13 protein-coding genes are annotated in these 17,535 nt (G+C 71.4%); 7 read left to right on the top strand and 6 right to left on the bottom strand.

The genetic code is table 11. The features are described 5' to 3' along the window. Positions 1–33: 33 nt before the first annotated feature. Positions 34–1,680 (bottom strand): sensor histidine kinase, encoded by a 1,647-nt coding sequence (locus tag ACSBPH_RS03810; RefSeq protein WP_442576279.1) that lies wholly within the window; start codon positions 1,678–1,680, stop codon positions 34–36. Beyond that, positions 1,677–2,411: a response regulator transcription factor gene (locus ACSBPH_RS03805; protein WP_442576278.1), complete on the bottom strand. Its 735-nt coding sequence runs from the start codon at positions 2,409–2,411 to the stop codon at positions 1,677–1,679. Before ACSBPH_RS03805 ends, ACSBPH_RS03810 begins: the two co-directional genes overlap by 4 nt. Before the next feature lie 254 nt (positions 2,412–2,665). Between ACSBPH_RS03805 and ACSBPH_RS03800 the strand changes: the two genes are divergently transcribed. The 4 genes from ACSBPH_RS03800 (at position 2,666) to ACSBPH_RS03785 (ending at position 7,633) form a co-directional block, all read left to right on the top strand. Beyond that, positions 2,666–4,138 carry an ABC transporter permease gene (locus tag ACSBPH_RS03800; RefSeq protein ID WP_442576277.1) on the top strand — a complete coding sequence of 491 codons (1,473 nt, stop codon included), beginning with the start codon at positions 2,666–2,668 and terminating at the stop codon, positions 4,136–4,138. A 136-nt stretch (positions 4,139–4,274) separates the two neighbouring features. Continuing rightward, complete coding sequence (locus ACSBPH_RS03795; protein ID WP_442576276.1) at positions 4,275–5,006, top strand: ABC transporter ATP-binding protein; 732 nt, start codon at positions 4,275–4,277, stop codon at positions 5,004–5,006. Between the two features lie 145 nt (positions 5,007–5,151). After that, on the top strand, positions 5,152–6,183 hold the full coding sequence (locus ACSBPH_RS03790) for a magnesium and cobalt transport protein CorA (protein ID WP_442576275.1): 1,032 nt from the start codon (positions 5,152–5,154) through the stop codon (positions 6,181–6,183). Positions 6,184–6,289: 106 nt separating this feature from the next. Next, positions 6,290–7,633, top strand: a complete 1,344-nt coding sequence (locus ACSBPH_RS03785; protein WP_442576274.1) for an FAD-binding oxidoreductase — start codon at positions 6,290–6,292, stop codon at positions 7,631–7,633. Between the two features lie 129 nt (positions 7,634–7,762). Here the strand turns inward: ACSBPH_RS03785 and gndA are convergent, their stop codons facing one another. Both gndA and ACSBPH_RS03775 read right to left on the bottom strand, forming a co-directional pair. Further along, positions 7,763–9,259: an NADP-dependent phosphogluconate dehydrogenase gene (gndA, locus tag ACSBPH_RS03780; RefSeq protein WP_442577238.1), complete on the bottom strand. Its 1,497-nt coding sequence runs from the start codon at positions 9,257–9,259 to the stop codon at positions 7,763–7,765. Between the two features lie 213 nt (positions 9,260–9,472). Then, positions 9,473–9,595, bottom strand: a complete 123-nt coding sequence (locus tag ACSBPH_RS03775) for a hypothetical protein (RefSeq protein ID WP_442576273.1) — start codon at positions 9,593–9,595, stop codon at positions 9,473–9,475. Positions 9,596–9,875: 280 nt separating this feature from the next. Here ACSBPH_RS03775 and ACSBPH_RS03770 point away from each other — a divergent pair, with 280 nt between their 5' ends. Together ACSBPH_RS03770 and pth are read left to right on the top strand one after the other, a co-directional pair. After that, positions 9,876–10,517: a 50S ribosomal protein L25/general stress protein Ctc gene (locus ACSBPH_RS03770; RefSeq protein ID WP_442576272.1), complete on the top strand. Its 642-nt coding sequence runs from the start codon at positions 9,876–9,878 to the stop codon at positions 10,515–10,517. A 128-nt stretch (positions 10,518–10,645) separates the two neighbouring features. Continuing rightward, positions 10,646–11,230 (top strand): aminoacyl-tRNA hydrolase, encoded by a 585-nt coding sequence (gene pth, locus ACSBPH_RS03765; protein ID WP_442576271.1) that lies wholly within the window; start codon positions 10,646–10,648, stop codon positions 11,228–11,230. A gap of 46 nt (positions 11,231–11,276) precedes the next feature. Here the strand turns inward: pth and ACSBPH_RS03760 are convergent, their stop codons facing one another. Beyond that, complete coding sequence (locus tag ACSBPH_RS03760) at positions 11,277–11,630, bottom strand: hypothetical protein (RefSeq protein ID WP_442576270.1); 354 nt, start codon at positions 11,628–11,630, stop codon at positions 11,277–11,279. A gap of 743 nt (positions 11,631–12,373) precedes the next feature. Between ACSBPH_RS03760 and mfd the strand changes: the two genes are divergently transcribed. Next, positions 12,374–16,003, top strand: a complete 3,630-nt coding sequence (mfd, locus tag ACSBPH_RS03755; RefSeq protein WP_442576269.1) for a transcription-repair coupling factor — start codon at positions 12,374–12,376, stop codon at positions 16,001–16,003. Positions 16,004–16,083: 80 nt separating this feature from the next. Here mfd and gdhA read toward each other — a convergent pair whose 3' ends face one another. Next, positions 16,084–17,442, bottom strand: a complete 1,359-nt coding sequence (gdhA, locus tag ACSBPH_RS03750; protein WP_442576268.1) for an NADP-specific glutamate dehydrogenase — start codon at positions 17,440–17,442, stop codon at positions 16,084–16,086. Positions 17,443–17,535 lie beyond the last annotated feature (93 nt).

Below are 17,535 nucleotides of genomic sequence, written 5' to 3'. Positions count from 1 at the left end.
CGGCCCAGCATCACGGATGACGTGGCGGGAGTTCTACCCCGCGGGGGGATCGGCGGGGCGTGCCGGCAGGCGCACCTCGAAGGTCGTGTCGCCGGGCTCGCTGCGGACGCTGATCGAGCCGCCGTGAGCCGCCACGATCGCCTTCGCGATGGAGAGGCCGAGGCCCGTCCCGCCCGTCTTGCGGGCGCGTGAGCGATCGGCGCGCGCGAAGCGCTCGAACAGCTCGGCCTTTATGGCCGGGTCGACACCGGGTCCGTCGTCGTGGACGCGGAGCACGGCATCCTTCCCCTCGCGCACCACGGTCGTCGTGACGGTGGTGCCCGCGGGTGTGTGGGCGCGCGCATTGGCCAGGAGGTTCGCGGCGACCTGGTGGAGGCGACCGGTGTCGCCGGCGATGACGACGGGCTCCTCGCCGACCTCGAGCACCCACTCGTGGTCGGGCCCGGCGGGACGGGCGTCTTCGACGGCCTCGATCGCGAGCTTGGTGAGATCGACCGAGCCGTAGACGAGCTCCTGTCCCTCGTCGAGACGTGCGAGGAGCAGCAGATCCTCGACGAGCGTCGTCATGCGCAGCGACTGGGCCTGTATCCGCTCGAGCGACTGTCCGGTCGTCTCCACGACCATGGCGTCAGGACCACCGGATGCCTCGGACTGCCGCAGCGCCCGCAGCGACAGCTCGCTGTAGCCGCGGATGGAGGCGAGGGGCGTGCGCAGCTCGTGGCTCGCGTCGGCGACGAAGCGCCGCATGCGCTCCTCGTTGCGCTGCCGGTCATCGAGCGACGCGTCGACGTGGTCGAGGAGGGTGTTGAGGGCGTGGCCGACGCGGCCGATCTCGGTGCGGTCGTCGGCTTCGCGCGCCGGCACGCGCTCGTCGATCGAGACCGATCCCTCCGACATCGGCAGCGCCGCGACGCGCGTCGCCGTGTCGGCGACGGCGCGCAGCGGCTTGAGGCCCGCGCGCACGATGAAGGCGATCGCGATGCCGAGCAGCACGAGCCCCGCCGCCGTGACGACGAGGATCGCCGTGAACAGCTGCGTGATGGTCTTCTGCACCTCGCTGAGGGGCAGGCCGACGACCGCGACCGTCTGATTGGGCATCTGGTACGTGTAGAGGCGGTACTCGCCGAGCCCGTCGATCGTGACGGACTCGAGCCCGGGATGACGGATGCCGCCGGTGACGTTCTCGACCTGCTCTTCGGTGAGCGTCTTGACCGTGTTACCCGAGGAGACGACGGCGCCGGTGGCGGCGGCGTCGCCGAGCTGGCTCATGACGAGGAGGACCCCCTCCTCCTGACGGCCGGCGCTGAGGACGTCGTAGGCCGTGAGCGGCTCGCCGGTCTGCGGGCCGCGCTGCAGCTGCACGATGGTCGACACCGTGGCCCCTGCCGTCTCCTGGACCTTCGCGTTGAGGTTCTCCTGGAGGATCTGGCCGAGGAAGGCGCTGATCGCCAGCGCGACGCCCACGAGGATGAGGGCCACGATGGCCGTGATCGTCACCATGAGCCGCGTCTGCAGGCTCCACGGGCGGCGGCCGCGCGACGGCGCAGACGACCCGGTCGGTGCTCCCGACGCGCCCGGCACGGGGGGCGCCGGCGGCACGGGCGGCGGCGCGACCGGCACCGCGCCCGCCCCGGCGACGGCCTCCTCGGGGAGGGGAGCGGCGGTCGGGGGCTGGGTCACTGCGGGGCTTTGATCATGTAGCCGACGCCGCGCACGGTGTGGATGAGCGGTTCGCGGTTCTGGTCGATCTTCTTGCGGAGGTACGAGATGTAGAGCTCGACGACACTGGAGCGGCCGCCGAAGTCGTAGTTCCACACGCGGTCGAGGATCTGCGCCTTCGACACGACGCGGCGCTGGTTGCGCATGAGGTAGCGCAGGAGCTCGAACTCCGTCGCCGTGAGCTCGATCTGGTCGCCGGAGCGCTCCACCTCGTGGCTGTCCTCGTTGAGGGAGAGGTCGCCCACGCGGAGGATCGGCTCGGCGTCGCTCGCCAGCGCCGTCCCGGCGCGGCGCATGAGCCCGCGCAGCCGCGCGACGACCTCTTCGAGGCTGAACGGCTTCGTGACGTAGTCGTCGCCGCCGGCGGTGAGTCCTGCGACCCGGTCGCTCACGGCATCCTTCGCCGTCAGGAACAGCACGGGCACGTCGTTGCCCGACTGGCGCAGGCGCTGCAGCACCGCCATGCCGTCGAGGTCGGGCATCATGACGTCGAGCACCATGGCGTCGGGGTCGAAGTCGCGGGCGGCCTGGAGCGCCTGGAACCCGGACGCGGCGGTGCGCACCTCCCAGCCCTCCATGCGCAGCGCCATCGAGAGGAGGTCGGTGAGCATCTGCTCGTCGTCGACCACGAGGACGCGAAGGGCCGAGCCATCGGGCCGGCGCAAGGCGGGAGCGGGAGCTGTCACGGTCATGCCACCATCCTGAGTCGCGTACCTTTGCGGCTCCTATGGGGGAGCCTATGCGTTCGCTGTGAAAGAGCGCACCCCGGGCAGTGCGGGAGTGCCGCGATGGGGCAGGCGCGGTGTGGAGCGGAGCGTCGAGGGGGACGGATGCCGCGCCCCCGGCGCTCATGAGGGTCTCATAGCGGGTGCTTCACGGTCGCATCAGTGCGCTTTCTACCGTCGTCGTCGAGACGGCCGGCACGATGCCCGCCGAGAGGAGACCCATGTATTGGACGTACCTGCGGCGGGAACTGGCCGGCCGCAAGAAGCAGACGATCATCGTGGCGGCGGGGCTCGCCGTCGCGATCGCCCTCGTCATCGTCGTCAACGCGCTGTCGGCCGGTGTGCGCGACGCCCAGACCGAGGCGTTGCAGTCGGTCTACGGCGTCGGCACAGACCTCACGGTGACGGGCGCCCAGGTGCAGCCGGGCGACGGGGCCGGCGGCCCGCGGTTCGAGTTCGGGCAGGACGGCGGCACGACGTCGGAGGACGGAACGACCAACCTCAGCCAGTCGCGCCTCATGGCCGATGTCATGCGCGGCACGTTCGACGCCTCGACCGTCGGCACTGTTGCGAGCGCCGACGGGGTGGCCGCGGCATCCGGAGCCCTCTCGCTCACCAATACGACCTTCGACGGCGAGCTGCCCCAGCCGCCCTCCGACAGCGGCACGACCGGCACGGACTCGTCGCAGCAGCCGTCGCAAGGCCGGCAGGCGCCCGGCGGCGGGGGCGGCTTCGGCGGCGGGTCGTTCGATGTCGACTCGTTCACCGTGCTCGGAATCGACGCGTCCGCTGCCGGCGTGGGGCCGCTCTCGGCGGTCTCGGTCGTCGAAGGCCGGGCTCTCGCGGCGAGCGACAAGGGACAGGACGTCGCGGTGCTCGACCAGACGTACGCGACGACGAACGACCTTTCGGTCGGCGGGACGATCGACGTCGGCGGCGCCGAGATGCAGATCGTCGGCATCGTCGCGTCGACCTCGAGCTCGGCCGACACCGCCGCGAACGTGTACATCCCGCTCGACGTCGCGCAGACGCTCTCGGGGGTCGGCGAGGTCGTCTCGACCGTCTACGTGCAGGCGGGGTCCGCCGCCGACATCACCGCGGTGCAGGCGGCGCTCGAGTCGGCGCTTCCCGATGCGACGGTGAGCTCGCAGTCCGACCTCGCGTCGAATGTCTCCGGCTCGCTCTCGTCGGCGACGTCGCTCATCACGAACCTCGGCACGTGGCTGTCGATCCTCGTGCTCGCCGTGGCCGTCGTCCTCGCCGTGCTCTTCACGATCTCGGGCGTCTCCCGCCGCACGCGGGAGTTCGGCACCCTCAAGGCGATCGGCTGGTCGAACAGCCGGGTCGTCGGCCAGGTCGCGGGGGAGTCGGTCGTGCAGGGTCTCCTCGGCGGAGCCGCGGGGCTCGTCCTCGGCCTCGCGGGGATCTGGGCGATCAACCTCATCTCGCCGACGATCTCGAGCGCTCCGGCGGCGTCGCAAGGTGCCCCGGGCGGAGCGCCGGGCGGAGCGCCGGGATTCGCGCGCGACCTCGCAGCCACCACGACCGACATCGTGCTCTCGGCGCCCGTGACGATCTGGGTCGTCGTGGCGGCCATCGGTCTCGCGGTCGCGGGCGGTCTCATCGCGGGCGCGTTCGGCGGCTGGCGCGCGGCTCGGCTGAGCCCCGCCGAGGCATTGCGCTCGGTGGGCTGAGCCGATGGACGCTCACACCGTCGCAGGGCGAGGCGCGCCGGTCTCTCCGGCCGCGTCCGCCGAGACGGCTTCTGCCGACGACGCGGCCGGTCCCGGCATCCGGAACACCCCTTACACGACACCGACAGGAGAAGACATGATCATCATCGACCCCTCGCCCGCATCCACGCCCGAGGTGCTCGTACCGTCACCGCTCTACCGCCTCGCCGGCGTGACGCGGACGTACACGCAGAAGGACCGGTTCGTGAGGGCGCTCGCGGGCGTCGACCTCGAGATCGAGGCGGGCGACTTCGTGACGATCCAGGGCCCGACGGGAGGCGGCAAGTCGACGCTGCTGCAGCTTCTGGGGGCGCTCGACCGGCCCTCATCGGGGTCTGTGATCCTGGGAGAGACGGATGCCGCGACCGCACCGCACGCGCAGCTCGGCCGCCTGCGGGCCCAGGAGATCGGGTTCGTCTTCCAGGGCTTCAACCTCATCCCGACCCTCACGGCGCACGAGAACGTCGACATGGCCCTCGAGCCGCTCGGGCTGCCCCGCGCGGAGCGCGCGACGCGCGTCACCGAGGCGTTGACGCACGTCGGCCTCGCCGACCGCGCCGATCACCGCCCCGGCGAGCTGTCGGGCGGCCAGCAGCAGCGCGTCGCGATCGCCCGCGCGATCGTCAAGCGCCCGCGCGTGCTCCTCGCCGACGAGCCGACCGGCAACCTCGACGAGAGCATGCGCGACGAGATCCTCACGGTGCTCGAGGGGCTCAACGCCGAGGGGCTGACGCTCATCGTCGTGACGCACGACTCGGCCGTCGCGCGCCGTGCGCGCCGGCGCCTGCGTCTCGAGAACGGTGCAGTGACCGACATCACGCGGGGCTGAGGCATCCGTGTGCACCTCCCTCGGTGCCTGGCTCCCTCCTCCCTCCCGCGAGACTTCACGAACGGCTGCGCCGCACAGCGTGTCGGCCACCGTCTGTGAAGTCTCGCGGGGCCCGGGGGCGGCGCCAGCGACCTAGGGTTGCAGCATGGCTCTCCTGGACTGCGCGGTATACGTCGACGGCCGGCGCGTCGCCGGGGGCCATGAGGCCGAGGGGCGAGGCGACCCAGAGACCGTCATCCGCGAGGCGCGCGCTCGGGGCGGGCTCGCCTGGATCTCGCTCAGCCGCACCGGCGACGGCGAGCTGCAGCGCATCGCCGAGCTCCTGGATCTGAATCCGCTCGCCGTGCGCGACTGCCTGACCGGCCACCAGCGCAGCAAGCTCGAGCGCTACGGAGACGTGACGTTCGTCGTCCTGCAGCCCGCGCGCTACTTCGACGACCGCGAGACGGTCGAGTGCTCCGAGGTCGACCTGTTCATCGGCCCCGACTTCGTCCTGACCGTCGACAGCGACGACTGGATCGATGACGAGTTCGTGCGCCGCAAGCTCGACGCCGATCCGGAGATCCTCGCCAAGGGACCCTTCGCCGTGCTCTGGGCGATGTTCGAGCACCTCCTCGCTGCCTACCGTCCCGTGCTCGAGGGCGTGGAGAACGACATCGACGAGATCGAGGAGCAGCTCTTCTCGCGAGACGAGGGCGTCTCGCGCCGCATCTTCAAGCTGCAGCGCGAGGTCATCGACATGCAGCACGCGACGGCGGCGCTGCCCGACATGCTCGAACGCATCCAGGAGATCGTCGCCGGATCGTCGCAGCCGGCGGTCGCGCCCGCGTTCCACGACATCGAGGACTCCGTCCGCCACCTGACCGACCGGGTCGACGCCTTCCGGCACACGCTCGGGTCGGCCCTCGGGGTGCACGCGACGCTCGTGGAGCAGGCCAACAGCGAGGCGATGCGCCGCATGACGGAATTCAGCATCACGCAGAACGACCAGGTCAAGAAGGTGTCGTCGTGGGCGGCGATCCTCTTCGCGCCGACCCTGGTCGGCACGATCTACGGCATGAACTTCCACTTCATGCCCGAGCTCTCCTGGACCTGGGGCTACCCGATGGCGCTCGGGCTCATGGTCGCGACGAGCGTCACGCTCTACTTCCTCTTCAAGCGCCGCGGCTGGCTGTAGCGCGCCGCGGACAGAAGTCCCGGGTCCAGGATGCCGGGGCCCGGCCGGGTGCGTCGGGCTGAGCCGGTTCTCGCCGGTGTCGGCGGGGGGCGATAAGGTGCCCGGTATGGACATCGCACCGCTGCGTGACGCCGTATCCGGATCCGTTCTCAGCGCCGAAGACCAGGGGTGGGACGCGGCGCGCGTCTCGCACGCGGGCCTCGGCCGTCCCGACATCATCGTGCGCGTCGGCTCCGTCGACGACGTGAGCGAGGCCGTGCGCTTCACCGCGGCGGGCCGCCACGAGGTCGTCGTCCGCGCGGGCGGGCACAGCGCCTGGTGCACGCTCGACAACGGCGTGCTCATCGATCTGACGGCGCTCGACACAGTCGAGATCGTCGCCGACCCCGAGGGCGGCGCGCTCGTCCGCATCGGCGGGGGAGCGCGGTGGGGCGACGTCGCGCGCGCCCTCGCCGAGCACGGCCTCGGCATCAGCTCGGGCGACACGGCCTCGGTGGGCGTCGGCGGGCTGACCCTCGGCGGCGGCATCGGCTGGATGGTGCGGGCGTGGGGCCTCGCCGCCGATCAGCTCGTGGGCGCCCAGCTCGTCACGGCTGAGGGTGAGGTCGTGGAGGTGACGGATGCCTCGCACCCCGACCTCCTCTGGGGCCTCCGCGGCGGCGGCGGCAACTTCGGCGTCGTGACGCGCTTCGACTTCCGCGCCCACGACCTGCCGGGAGTGGTCCTCGCCCAGCTGGGCGTGTCGGGCGACGCGCGCCGCATTCTCGCGGCGCTGCGCGACACCCTCGCGACGGCTCCGCGCGAGCTAACCGTGACGTACATGGACGTGCCCGCGATGGACCCCAGTGCGCCCGCCGGCGCCTCGATCATGGCCGTCTGGGCGGGCACCGACGAAGCCGCCCTGCGTGCCGCGATCGCGCCGCTCCTCGCGCTCGAGGGCGTCGTCGAGAACGACCTGGGAGTGCGGGAGTACCCCGAGATCCTCCTCGACCACCCGCTCCCGCCGCCCGACCAGCAGATGCCGGGCTTCATCGGCGGCAACACGCTCGTGCCGTCTCTCGACGACGACATCATCGACAGCCTCGTCGCGTTCCGCGAGAGCGCGCCCGCGTCGGTCCTGTTCCTGCGTTCCCTCGGCGGCGCCTTCGGCGACGTCCCGCAGGAGGCGACACCCTTCCCCGCGCGCAACGCCACCTGGTTCGCGATGGCCGGCGCCTTCGACATCCCCGGCCTCGTCGACGACGCGGAGCGCGCGCGTCTCGCGGCGGAGTGGGAGGCGATCGAGGCGCGGGGGGCCGGCGTCTACGGCAACTTCTCCACCACGACCGATCCCGCGTTCGCGCACCGCATGTACTCGGCGGAGTCGATGGCCGAGCTCGCCGCGATCAAGGCGAAGTGGGACCCCCGCAATCTCTTCTCCCGCAACCACAACGTCGTTCCGGCGGTGTGATCGGCGCCCGACGGCCACGACGACGATCCTGCGCGGCCCGCGTATCGCGGGAAGCCCCCGTGAGTGGCGAAGGCCCCCGCCGTCCCGGAATCCCGGAATCGGCGAGGGCCCTCGTCGTGAGGCTCGGTCTCAGTGCGTGTCTTCGGCCTCGATCTCGGTGCGGTCGCCCGACCAGAGGGTGTGGAAGGTTCCGGGCTTGTCGATGCGCTTGTAGGTGTGCGCGCCGAAGAAGTCGCGCTGGCCCTGGATGAGGGCGGCGGGCAGGCGCTCGGCGCGCAGACCGTCGTAGTACGCGATCGACGACGAGAAGGCGGGCGCGGGGATACCGGCGGTCGCCGCGATCGTGACGATCCGGCGCCACGCGTCCTGCGCACGCTGCAGGGCCTCGACGAAGTACGGCGCCGTGAGCAGCACCGCGAGGTCGGGCTCGGCGGCGTACGCGTCGGCGATGCGGTTGAGGAACTGGGCGCGGATGATGCAGCCGGCGCGCCAGATCTTCGAGACGGCGCCGAGGTCGATCGTCCAGTCGTACTCGGCGGCGCCCGCGCGGATCTCGTCGAAGCCCTGCGAGTAGGCGACGATCTTCGATGCGAACAGGGCCAGGCGCACGTCCTCGATGAACGCGTCCTGGTCGTCGACGTCGAGGTGCACGTCGGGACCGGGGAGCCCACGCGAGATCGAGCGCTGCTCGGGGTGGCTGGAAAGCGAGCGGGCGAACGTCGCCTCGGCGATGCCCGAGACGGGAACGCCCAGGTCGAGGGCCGTCTGCACGGTCCACGCCCCGGTGCCCTTCGCGCCGGCCTGGTCGACGATGACGTCGACGAGCGGCTTGCCGGTCTCGCCGTCGATCTGGCGGAGCACCTCGGCGGTGATCTCGATGAGATACGACTCGAGCTCGCCGGTGTTCCACTCGGCGAAGACGTCGGCGATCTCGGCGGGGGACTTGCCCGTGCCGCGGCGGATGAGGTCGTATGCCTCCGCGATGAGCTGCATGTCGGCGTACTCGATGCCGTTATGCACCATCTTCACGAAGTGGCCCGCGCCGTCGTGGCCGATGTGCGTGACGCAGGGCTCGCCCTCGGCGACCGCGGCGATCGAGCGGAGGATCGGGCCGAGGGTCACCCACGACTCGTCGGGGCCGCCGGGCATCAGCGAGGGGCCGTTGAGGGCTCCCTCCTCGCCGCCCGAGACGCCCATGCCGACGAAGTTGACGCCCGTCTCGCGGACGGCCTTCTCGCGACGGATCGTGTCGGTGAACAGCGCGTTGCCGCCGTCGACGATGATGTCGCCGGGCTCGAAGACCTCGAGGAGGGAGTCGATGACGGCGTCGGTGGGGCGGCCGGCCTTGACCATGATGACCGCGGTGCGCGGCGTGCTGAGGCTCGCGGCGAACTCCTCGTAGGAGAACGCGGGAACGAACTCGGCCTCGGGGTGCGCGGCCAGCAGCTCGTCGGTCTTGGAACGGCTGCGGTTGAACACCGCCACCGTGTTGCCCTCGCGGCTGGCGAGGTTGCGGGCGAGGTTCGAGCCCATCACCGCGAGTCCGACGACGCCGATGTTGGCGGTCGCGGAGGCACCGGCATCCGTCCCCTCCGGAGCGGGAGCGGGGCGTTCGACGTCTTCGATGCGGGGAGCACCCTCGTGCTCGACGGCCGCCTCCTGGGGCGACTGGTCGTCATCGGTCGAGATGTTCAGCGGGGCCGACGGGTCATTCTGCGACACGGATACTCCTCAAGAAAGCGTGGGGATTCGATCTCCAGCCTAGAGTCTGGCCGCGTCGCATTACGCGCGTGTGGCGTCGCACTCACCGGGCGGGGGAGAGTGCCGTGAGGCCTACGCTCACTTGTCGCGGTATGCCGCGCGACCCATCGACCAGAAGGCGAGGACGGTGCCGACCAGGCCGATGGCGGCGATCGCGCCGACCACCCAGAGCATGATGTGCGAGGCGAAGCCGTAGTCCATGGGGTCCTCCGAGGCAGTGGGGAGCGGGCGCTCTTCATCGTAGCCGGGCGTCCCGGCCGCCCGCATTCGCGCGCGCCCCCGCCCTGGTAGACTTCAGGACTGTACTTCGGCGAGGGATGCCTCGTTACCCGCCACGCGGGTTTCGACATCCGTGATCGACGCGGTGATCAAGGCTCACGGCTTTCCTCACGCGCTCGCGTTCGAGTCGAATCCAGACCCCCATACGCCAGGCTCCGCGCCTGAACACGAACGGGCGCGTGCGCCCGCCAAGGAGAACCCCATGGTCACCGAGACCGACACCAAGGTCCAGGCCGAGCTTCGCGAGAACTTCGGCAAGGGCTTCGCCCGCCGCCTGCGCGCCGCCGGCAAGATCCCCGCCGTCATCTACGGCCACGGCACCGACCCCGTGCACGTCGCCCTCCCGGGCCACCAGGTCGCGCTGATCATCCGCCGCGCCAACGCCGTGCTCGAGCTCGAGCTCAACGGCACGCAGCAGCTGACGCTGGTCAAGGACGTCCAGAAGGACCCCGTGCACCAGATCATCGAGCACATCGACCTCATCGTCGTGAAGAAGGGCGAGAAGATCCAGGTCGACGTGCCCGTTCTCGTCCTCGGCGAGCCGTTCCCCGGCACCATCGTGAACCTCGACGCCACGAGCGTCGCGCTCGAGGTCGAGGCGACCCACATCCCCGAGCACATCGAGGTCGACGTCGAGGGCCTCGAGGACGGCACGCACATCACCGCCTCGCAGCTCACGCTCCCCAAGGGCGCGTCGCTCATCGCCGACCCCGACCTGCTCGTGGTCGCCGTCTCGGTCCCCGCGGCGACGCTCGCCGCCGCCGACGAGATCGAGGCTGCCGACGAGGCCACCGCCGAGGGTCAGTCGGACGAGTCCGAGTCCTCGCAGGCGCCGTCCGAGTAAGGACAGCCACCTGCGGTCGCGCTGCGGCGCGACCGAAGATCGACAGCGAGGGGGTGCGGATGCCGCGCCCCCTCGCTTCTCTTCTGCCCTGGCGCCGTGCGCGCTCGGCGTCCGGAAGGATGGAAGACATGGCGGAGACCTGGCTGGTCGTGGGCCTCGGAAACCCCGGACCCCGGTACGAGCAGACGCGCCACAACGTCGGGCAGCTCGTCGTCGACGAGCTCGCCGCGCGGCGCGGTGAGACCTTCCGGCAGCACAAGGCCAATGCGCGGACCGCCGAGACGTGGCTGCGTCCGGGTGGCGCGAAGATCGTGCTCGCCAAGCCCAACTCGTTCATGAACGTCTCGGGCGGACCCGTGGCGGGGCTGGCGAAGTTCTACGGCGTCGACGCTGAGCGCATCGTCGTCGTGCACGACGAGCTCGACATCCCGTTCGACACCATCAAGCTCAAGACCGGCGGCGGCCACGGCGGGCACAACGGCGTCCGCGACGTCGCGAAGGCCCTCGGGACGCCGGAGTTCCCGCGCGTGCGCGTCGGGATCGGCCGCCCCGTGGGCCGCCAGGACCCCGCCGACTGGGTGCTCGATCCGTTCAGCGGTGCGGAGCGGCAGAACCTCGGCATCCTCGTGGGCGACGCGGCCGACGCCGTCGAGCAGCTCATCGCCGACGGCCTCGTCGCGGCGCAGCAGCGGCATCACGCCCCGAAGGCCTGACCTCGGGCTCGACCCCGGGACTCCGGGTCTCTCGAGCGTGCGGGTGTCAGCCGCCGACGCCGGCGCCGGCGGCGAAGCCCATCGAGAGGAAGACGTTCGCGGCGATCGCGAATGCGATCGGCCCGATGGCGGCGCAGACGATCGCGCCGACACCGGCTCCGCGACCGCGGTGCTTCACGACCGCGACGATCCCCTGCACGAGGGCCCAGATGCCGAGCGCCGTGCCGACCCAGAACGCGGCTTCGCCGAGGAGCACCCAGTCGCGCACGGGGGTGAGGATGCTCCAGTCGAACTCGCTCGGCAGCGGACGGCTCGCGAGCTCCTTGCCCGCGCCGAGTCCGATCTGGAACGCCGCGACCGAGACCGCGATGACCGAGCCCACGACGGCGATGAGCCCCACGACGAGCGCGACGACTCCGAGCGCTCCGGTGCGGGCGGGCGGGGCGAGCGGGCCGCCGTAAGCGGGCTCGGCCTGCGGCGCGGCGTAGCCGGAGGGGGCTGCGTATTCAGACGGTGCCGGGTACCCGGAGGACGTCGGGTATCCCGAGGGTGACGGGTATCCCGCGGGTGCCGGGTATCCCGCGGGTGCTGCGTAGTCCGACGGCGTCGGATACCCGGAGGGCGCGGGGTATCCGGCGGGCGCCGTGTACGGCGTTGCGGGGGAGGCCCCGCCGGGTCGGGGATACGGACCGGGTGGGTTCGAGGGCGAGCCGTACGCCGGCTGACCGTACTGCTGCGGGGAGCCCGACTGCTGACCCGGCTGCGCGCCGTACGTCGGCTGCGCGTACGGCTGCGGATACCCCGGCGGGTAGGCCGCGGTCCCCTCGCGATACCAGGGCTGCGGGGGAGCGGCCGGCGCCTGCGGGTACGCCGACGGCGGCGGCGACGCCTGCTGCGCGGGCGCGGCCTGTGCGGGTGCCGCGGGCGCGCCGGGCCGAGCGGCGTCCGCAGGAAGAACGGGCCGGGGGACGCGGCATCCGTCGACGCGGCCTGGTTCTGAGGCGGCAGGGGCGGACGCGGCGGTATGGGGTCGGTCACGGCATCATCCTAGGAGCGCGCGGCCCTGCGCATCAGTCGGCCGCGCGGCCCCGCGCCTCGGTCGAGCGCGCGGCCGGTGTCGGCGGGTCGCCGTAGACTCTTTCGGTGACAGTTCCCGGGATCGTGCGCGCCCTCGAGCAGGCTGAATCGTTCCGGGATGCCGTGGATGCGGCATCCGTCGACGCGGAATTCTCCCTTGCCGACGGTCTGGACGCCCCGCTCCTGGCCGCCCTCGTCGAACGCCGGCGCGCGAACGGCCGTCCCGGAGTCCTCCTCGCGATCGCCCCGACCGGCCGCCGCGCCGAGTCGCTCGGCGCGGCACTGGAGTGCCTGCTGCCCGGCGCCGAGATCCTGCACTTCCCCGCGTGGGAGACGCTTCCCCACGAGCGCCTCAGCCCGAGCGCCGAGACGGTCGGTCGTCGTCTCGAGGTCCTGCGGCGCGTCGCGGGCTGGTCGGGCACGACGCCGCTCGTCGTGACGGCATCGGTGCGCGCGGCGCTCCAGCCGCTCGCGGGCGGCCTGGCGGAGGTCGAGCCCGTCGTCCTCGCGACAGGCGGCCGCGGTCACGACCTCGACCAGGTCTCTTCGAGACTCGTCGAACTCGCCTACCACCGCGTCGACATGGTCTCGCGGCGCGGCGAGTTCGCGGTGCGCGGCGGAATCCTCGACGTGTTCCCACCCGTGGCCGACCACCCCTTCCGCATCGAGTTCTTCGGCGACGAGGTCGACCAGATCCGCGCCTTCTCCGTCGCCGACCAGCGCTCGCTCCCCGGCGAGGTAAGCGAGGTCGCGCTCGTCCCGAGCCGCGAGCTGCTGCTCACCGAGAGCGTCCGCGAGCGCGCCCGCGGACTCATGGCCGGATTCCCCGCGATCCGGGGGATGCTCGAGAAGATGGCCGAGGGCATCCCGGTCGAGGGCATGGAGTCGCTGACTCCCGCCGTCGTCGACGGCGTCGTGCCGCTCGTCGACTACCTCCCCGAAGGGTCGGCGGTCGCGCTCGCCGATCCCGAGCGCTCGGTCGCGCGCGCCATCACGCTCGGCGACACGAACCGCGAGTTCCTCGACGCCGCGTGGAGTGCGGCGACCTCGGGCGCCGACACGCCGATCGACCTCGGCGCGGGCGACTTCCTGACGATCCCGCGGCTGCGCGAGGCGGCGTCGGCGCGTGGCGACGTGTGGTGGACGCTCTCCGGATTCGATTCGGGAGCAGCGGATGCCGCGGCCGAAGGTCTCATCGACGAAGACATCGACGTCGCGCTGGAGGCCTCCGCGGTGATCCGCGTCCCCGGCGTCGGTGTACCGTCCTTCCACGGCAACGTCGACGGCGCGACCGAGCACGTCGGGCAGCTCCTGGCCGACGGCTGGCGGGTCGTGGTCGCGGCATCCGGAACCGGACTCGTCGAACGCGCACGCGACGTGCTCGGCGAGCGGGGCATCGCCGCGCGCAAGGTCGACGAGGTGTTCCAGGCTCCCGAGCCCGGCGTCGCGCACATCGTGCTCGCGGCGCTCGAGCGCGGTTTCGAGGCCCCCGACGCGAAGATCGCGGTGCTCACCGAGACCGAGTTCTACGGCCGCACGATCGGCGGCGACAGCCGGGTCGTCAAGAAGCTCGCGTCGAAGCGGCGCAACGTCGTCGACCCGCTGCAGCTGAAGACCGGCGACTACGTCGTGCACGCGACGCACGGCATCGGCAGGTTCGTCGAGCTCACGCAGCGCGAGGTCTCCAGCGGCGGCCGCAACGCCGTCAAGAGCGTGCGCGAGTACCTCGTGCTCGAGTACGCGCCCTCCAAGCGCGGGTATCCGGGCGACAAGCTGTTCGTGCCGACCGACCAGCTCGACCTCCTCTCGAAATACGTCGGGGGCGAAGCGCCGACCCTGTCGAAGATGGGCGGAAGCGACTGGGCGGCGGCCAAGGGCCGCGCCCGCAAGGCGGTGCGCGACATCGCCGTCGAGCTGGTGAAGCTCTACTCGGCGCGGATGGCGTCGAAGGGCCACGCGTTCGATCCCGACACCCCGTGGCAGCGCGAGCTCGAAGAGGCCTTCCCGTTCGCCGAGACCCCCGACCAGCTGCAGACGATCGACGAGATCAAGGCCGACATGGAGAAGCCGATCCCGATGGACCGGCTGCTGTCGGGAGACGTCGGCTTCGGCAAGACCGAGGTCGCTGTGCGGGCCGCCTTCAAGGCGATCCAGGACGGCAAGCAGGTCGCGATGCTCGTCCCCACGACCCTGCTCGTCAAGCAGCACATCGAGACGTTCACCGAGCGCTTCGCGGGCTTCCCCGTGAAGGTGCGGCCGCTCTCGCGGTTCCAGACCGACAAGCAGGCGCGCGAGACGCTCGACGGACTCACCGACGGCACGGTCGACATGGTCATCGGCACGCACCGCATCCTCACCGAGAAGGTCGTCTTCAAAGACCTCGGGCTCATGATCATCGACGAGGAGCAGCGCTTCGGCGTCGAGCACAAGGATCAGCTCAAGAAGCTCAAGACGAACGTCGACATCCTCGCGATGAGCGCGACGCCGATCCCGCGCACGCTCGAGATGGCCGTCACCGGGATCCGCGAGATGTCGACGCTGCAGACCCCGCCGGAGGACCGGCATCCGATCCTGTCGTATGTCGGCCCGCGCAACGACAAGCAGATCGCCGCCGCGATCCGCCGGGAGCTGCTGCGCGAGGGCCAGGTCTTCTACGTCCACAACCGCGTGCAGTCGATCCAGCGGGTCGCCGCCGAGCTCGCGGAGCTCGTCCCCGAGGCGCGCGTCGCCGTCGCGCACGGGCAGATGGGTGAGCACGCCCTCGAGCAGGTCGTCGACGACTTCTGGGAGCGCCGCGCCGACGTGCTCGTGTGCACGACGATCGTCGAGACGGGCCTGGACATCACGAACGCCAACACGATCATCATCGACCGCGCCGACAAGTACGGCCTCTCGCAGCTGCACCAGCTGCGGGGTCGTGTCGGGCGAGCGCGCGAGCGCGCGTACGCCTACTTCCTCTACGACGACCAGAAGCCGCTCTCCGAGACGGCCGCCGACCGGCTCGAGACGATCGCGGTCAACAACGACCTCGGCAGCGGCATGCAGGTCGCGCTGAAAGACCTCGAGCTGCGCGGCGCCGGCAACCTCCTCGGCGCCGAGCAGGCGGGCCACATCGCGGGTGTCGGCTTCGACCTCTATCTCCGCATGATCGGAGAGGCGGTCTCCGCCTTCCGAGGCGAGGAGAACGAGGGGCCGACCGAGCTCCGCCTCGAGCTGCCGGTGCAGGCGCGGATCCCCGAGTCGTACATCGACAGCGAGCGGCTGCGGCTCGAGGCCTACCAGAAGCTCTCGGCGGCGGCATCCGTCACCGCGAAGGCCGACTCGATCGACCTCGTCATCGACGAGCTGCGCGACCGGTACGGCGAGCCGCCGGCCGAGGTCGAGGGTCTCGTCGCCGTCGCGCGCCTGCGCCGCCGGGCCGCGCAGGCCGGGCTCGCCGACGTCGTCGCGATGGGGCCGAACCTGCGCGTGGCGCCGGCGAACCTCCCCGACTCGATGCGCGTGCGCCTGCAGCGCCTGCACCCCAAGGCCAAGCTGCTCTCGGGCGGCGAGGCACTCGTGGTGCCGCTCCCGACGGCGGGCGGTCAGGCGATGACGGATGCCGAGCTCATCGCCTGGGCCCGTCAGCTCATCGATCAGCTCTGGCCGGCCCCGGTCGCCGAGGTCGACGAGGCGAAGACCTCGGCGTCGGGCTAAGCGCCGACGCCGCAGGCCTCGACCACGCCGCGACGCCGGGCTCAGCCGAGCCCGGCTTCCGCGCCGAGAGGCGGGAGGGGTCAGATCACGCCCTGCGCGAGCATCGCGTGGGCGACGCGCTCGAACCCGGCGGAGTTCGCCCCGACGACGTAGTCGCCCGGGGAGTCGTAGCGCGCGGCGGCGTCGAAGGCCGAGTCGTGGACGTCCTTCATGATCGAGCGGAGCTTGGCCTCGCTGTCGTGGAACGTCCAGCGCTGACGCGCAGCGTTCTGGCTCATCTCGAGCGCCGACGTCGCGACGCCTCCCGCGTTGGCCGCCTTTCCCGGTCCGAAGAGCACGCCGGCGCGCTGGAACTCTGCGACGGCTCCCGGCGTCGAGGGCATGTTGGCGCCCTCAGCGACGGCGCGCACCCCGTTGGCGATGAGAGTGCGGGCGTCGTCCTCGTCGATCTCATTCTGCGTCGCGGAGGGGATCGCGATGTCGACCGCGACCTCCCACGGCCGCGCGCCTTCGACGAAGCGTGCTGACGGACGGCGTGCCGCGTATTCGCTGATCCGCGCGCGATCGACTTCCTTCACCTGGCGGAGCAGGTCGACGTCGATGCCGGCGTCGTCGACGATGTAGCCCGAGGAGTCCGAGGCGGTGACGGGGGTCGCCCCGAGCTGCCAGGCCTTCGCGGTGGCGTAGATCGCGACGTTGCCCGAGCCGGAGATCGCGACGCGCTTGCCCTCGAGCGATTCGCCGTGCACGCCGAGCATCTCGTCGACGAAGAACACGGCGCCGTAGCCGGTGGCCTCGGTGCGCACCTCGGCGCCGCCCCACTGCACGCCCTTGCCGGTGAACATGCCGGACTCGTGGCGGTTGGTGATCTTGCGGTATTGGCCGAAGAGGTAGCCGATCTCGCGGGCGCCGACGCCGATGTCGCCGGCGGGAACGTCGGTGTGCTCGCCGAGGTGGCGGTACAGCTCGTTCATGAACGACTGGCAGAAGCGCATGACCTCGCTGTCGGAGCGGCCGTGGGGGTCGAAGTCGCTGCCGCCCTTCGCGCCGCCGATGCCCTGACCCGTGAGCGCGTTCTTGAAGATCTGCTCGAAGCCCAGGAACTTGATGATCGACAGGTTGACCGAGGGGTGGAAGCGCAGGCCCCCCTTGTAGGGCCCCAGCACCGAGGAGAACTGCACGCGGAAGCCGCGGTTTACCTGCAGGCGGCCGGCGTCGTCGACCCACGGCACGCGGAACATGATCTGCCGCTCCGGCTCGACCAGCCGCTCGACGATGCCGCCGTCGACGAACTGCGGGTGCGCCTCGAGCACGGGCGAGATGGAGTCGAGCACCTCGTGCACGGCCTGCTGGAACTCGGGCTCGTGGGGGTTGCGCTCCAGGACCGTGTCGTAGACATCGCGCACGATCGGGGGCAGGGCAAGCAGGGTCTCGGTCACGGTGGAGCTTTCTGTGGGACGGATGCCTCGGGGTGGCCGTTCTCCACCCTAGAACCCCCCGTCGGCAACGGCGTACGACGTTACACCGCCTCC

The organism is Microbacterium sp. F51-2R (assembly GCF_052180235.1).
Taxonomy (GTDB): Bacteria; Actinomycetota; Actinomycetes; order Actinomycetales; family Microbacteriaceae; genus Microbacterium.
The sequence above is the reverse complement of the archived record's forward strand: the minus strand, read 5'-3'. Positions and strand labels throughout refer to the sequence as shown.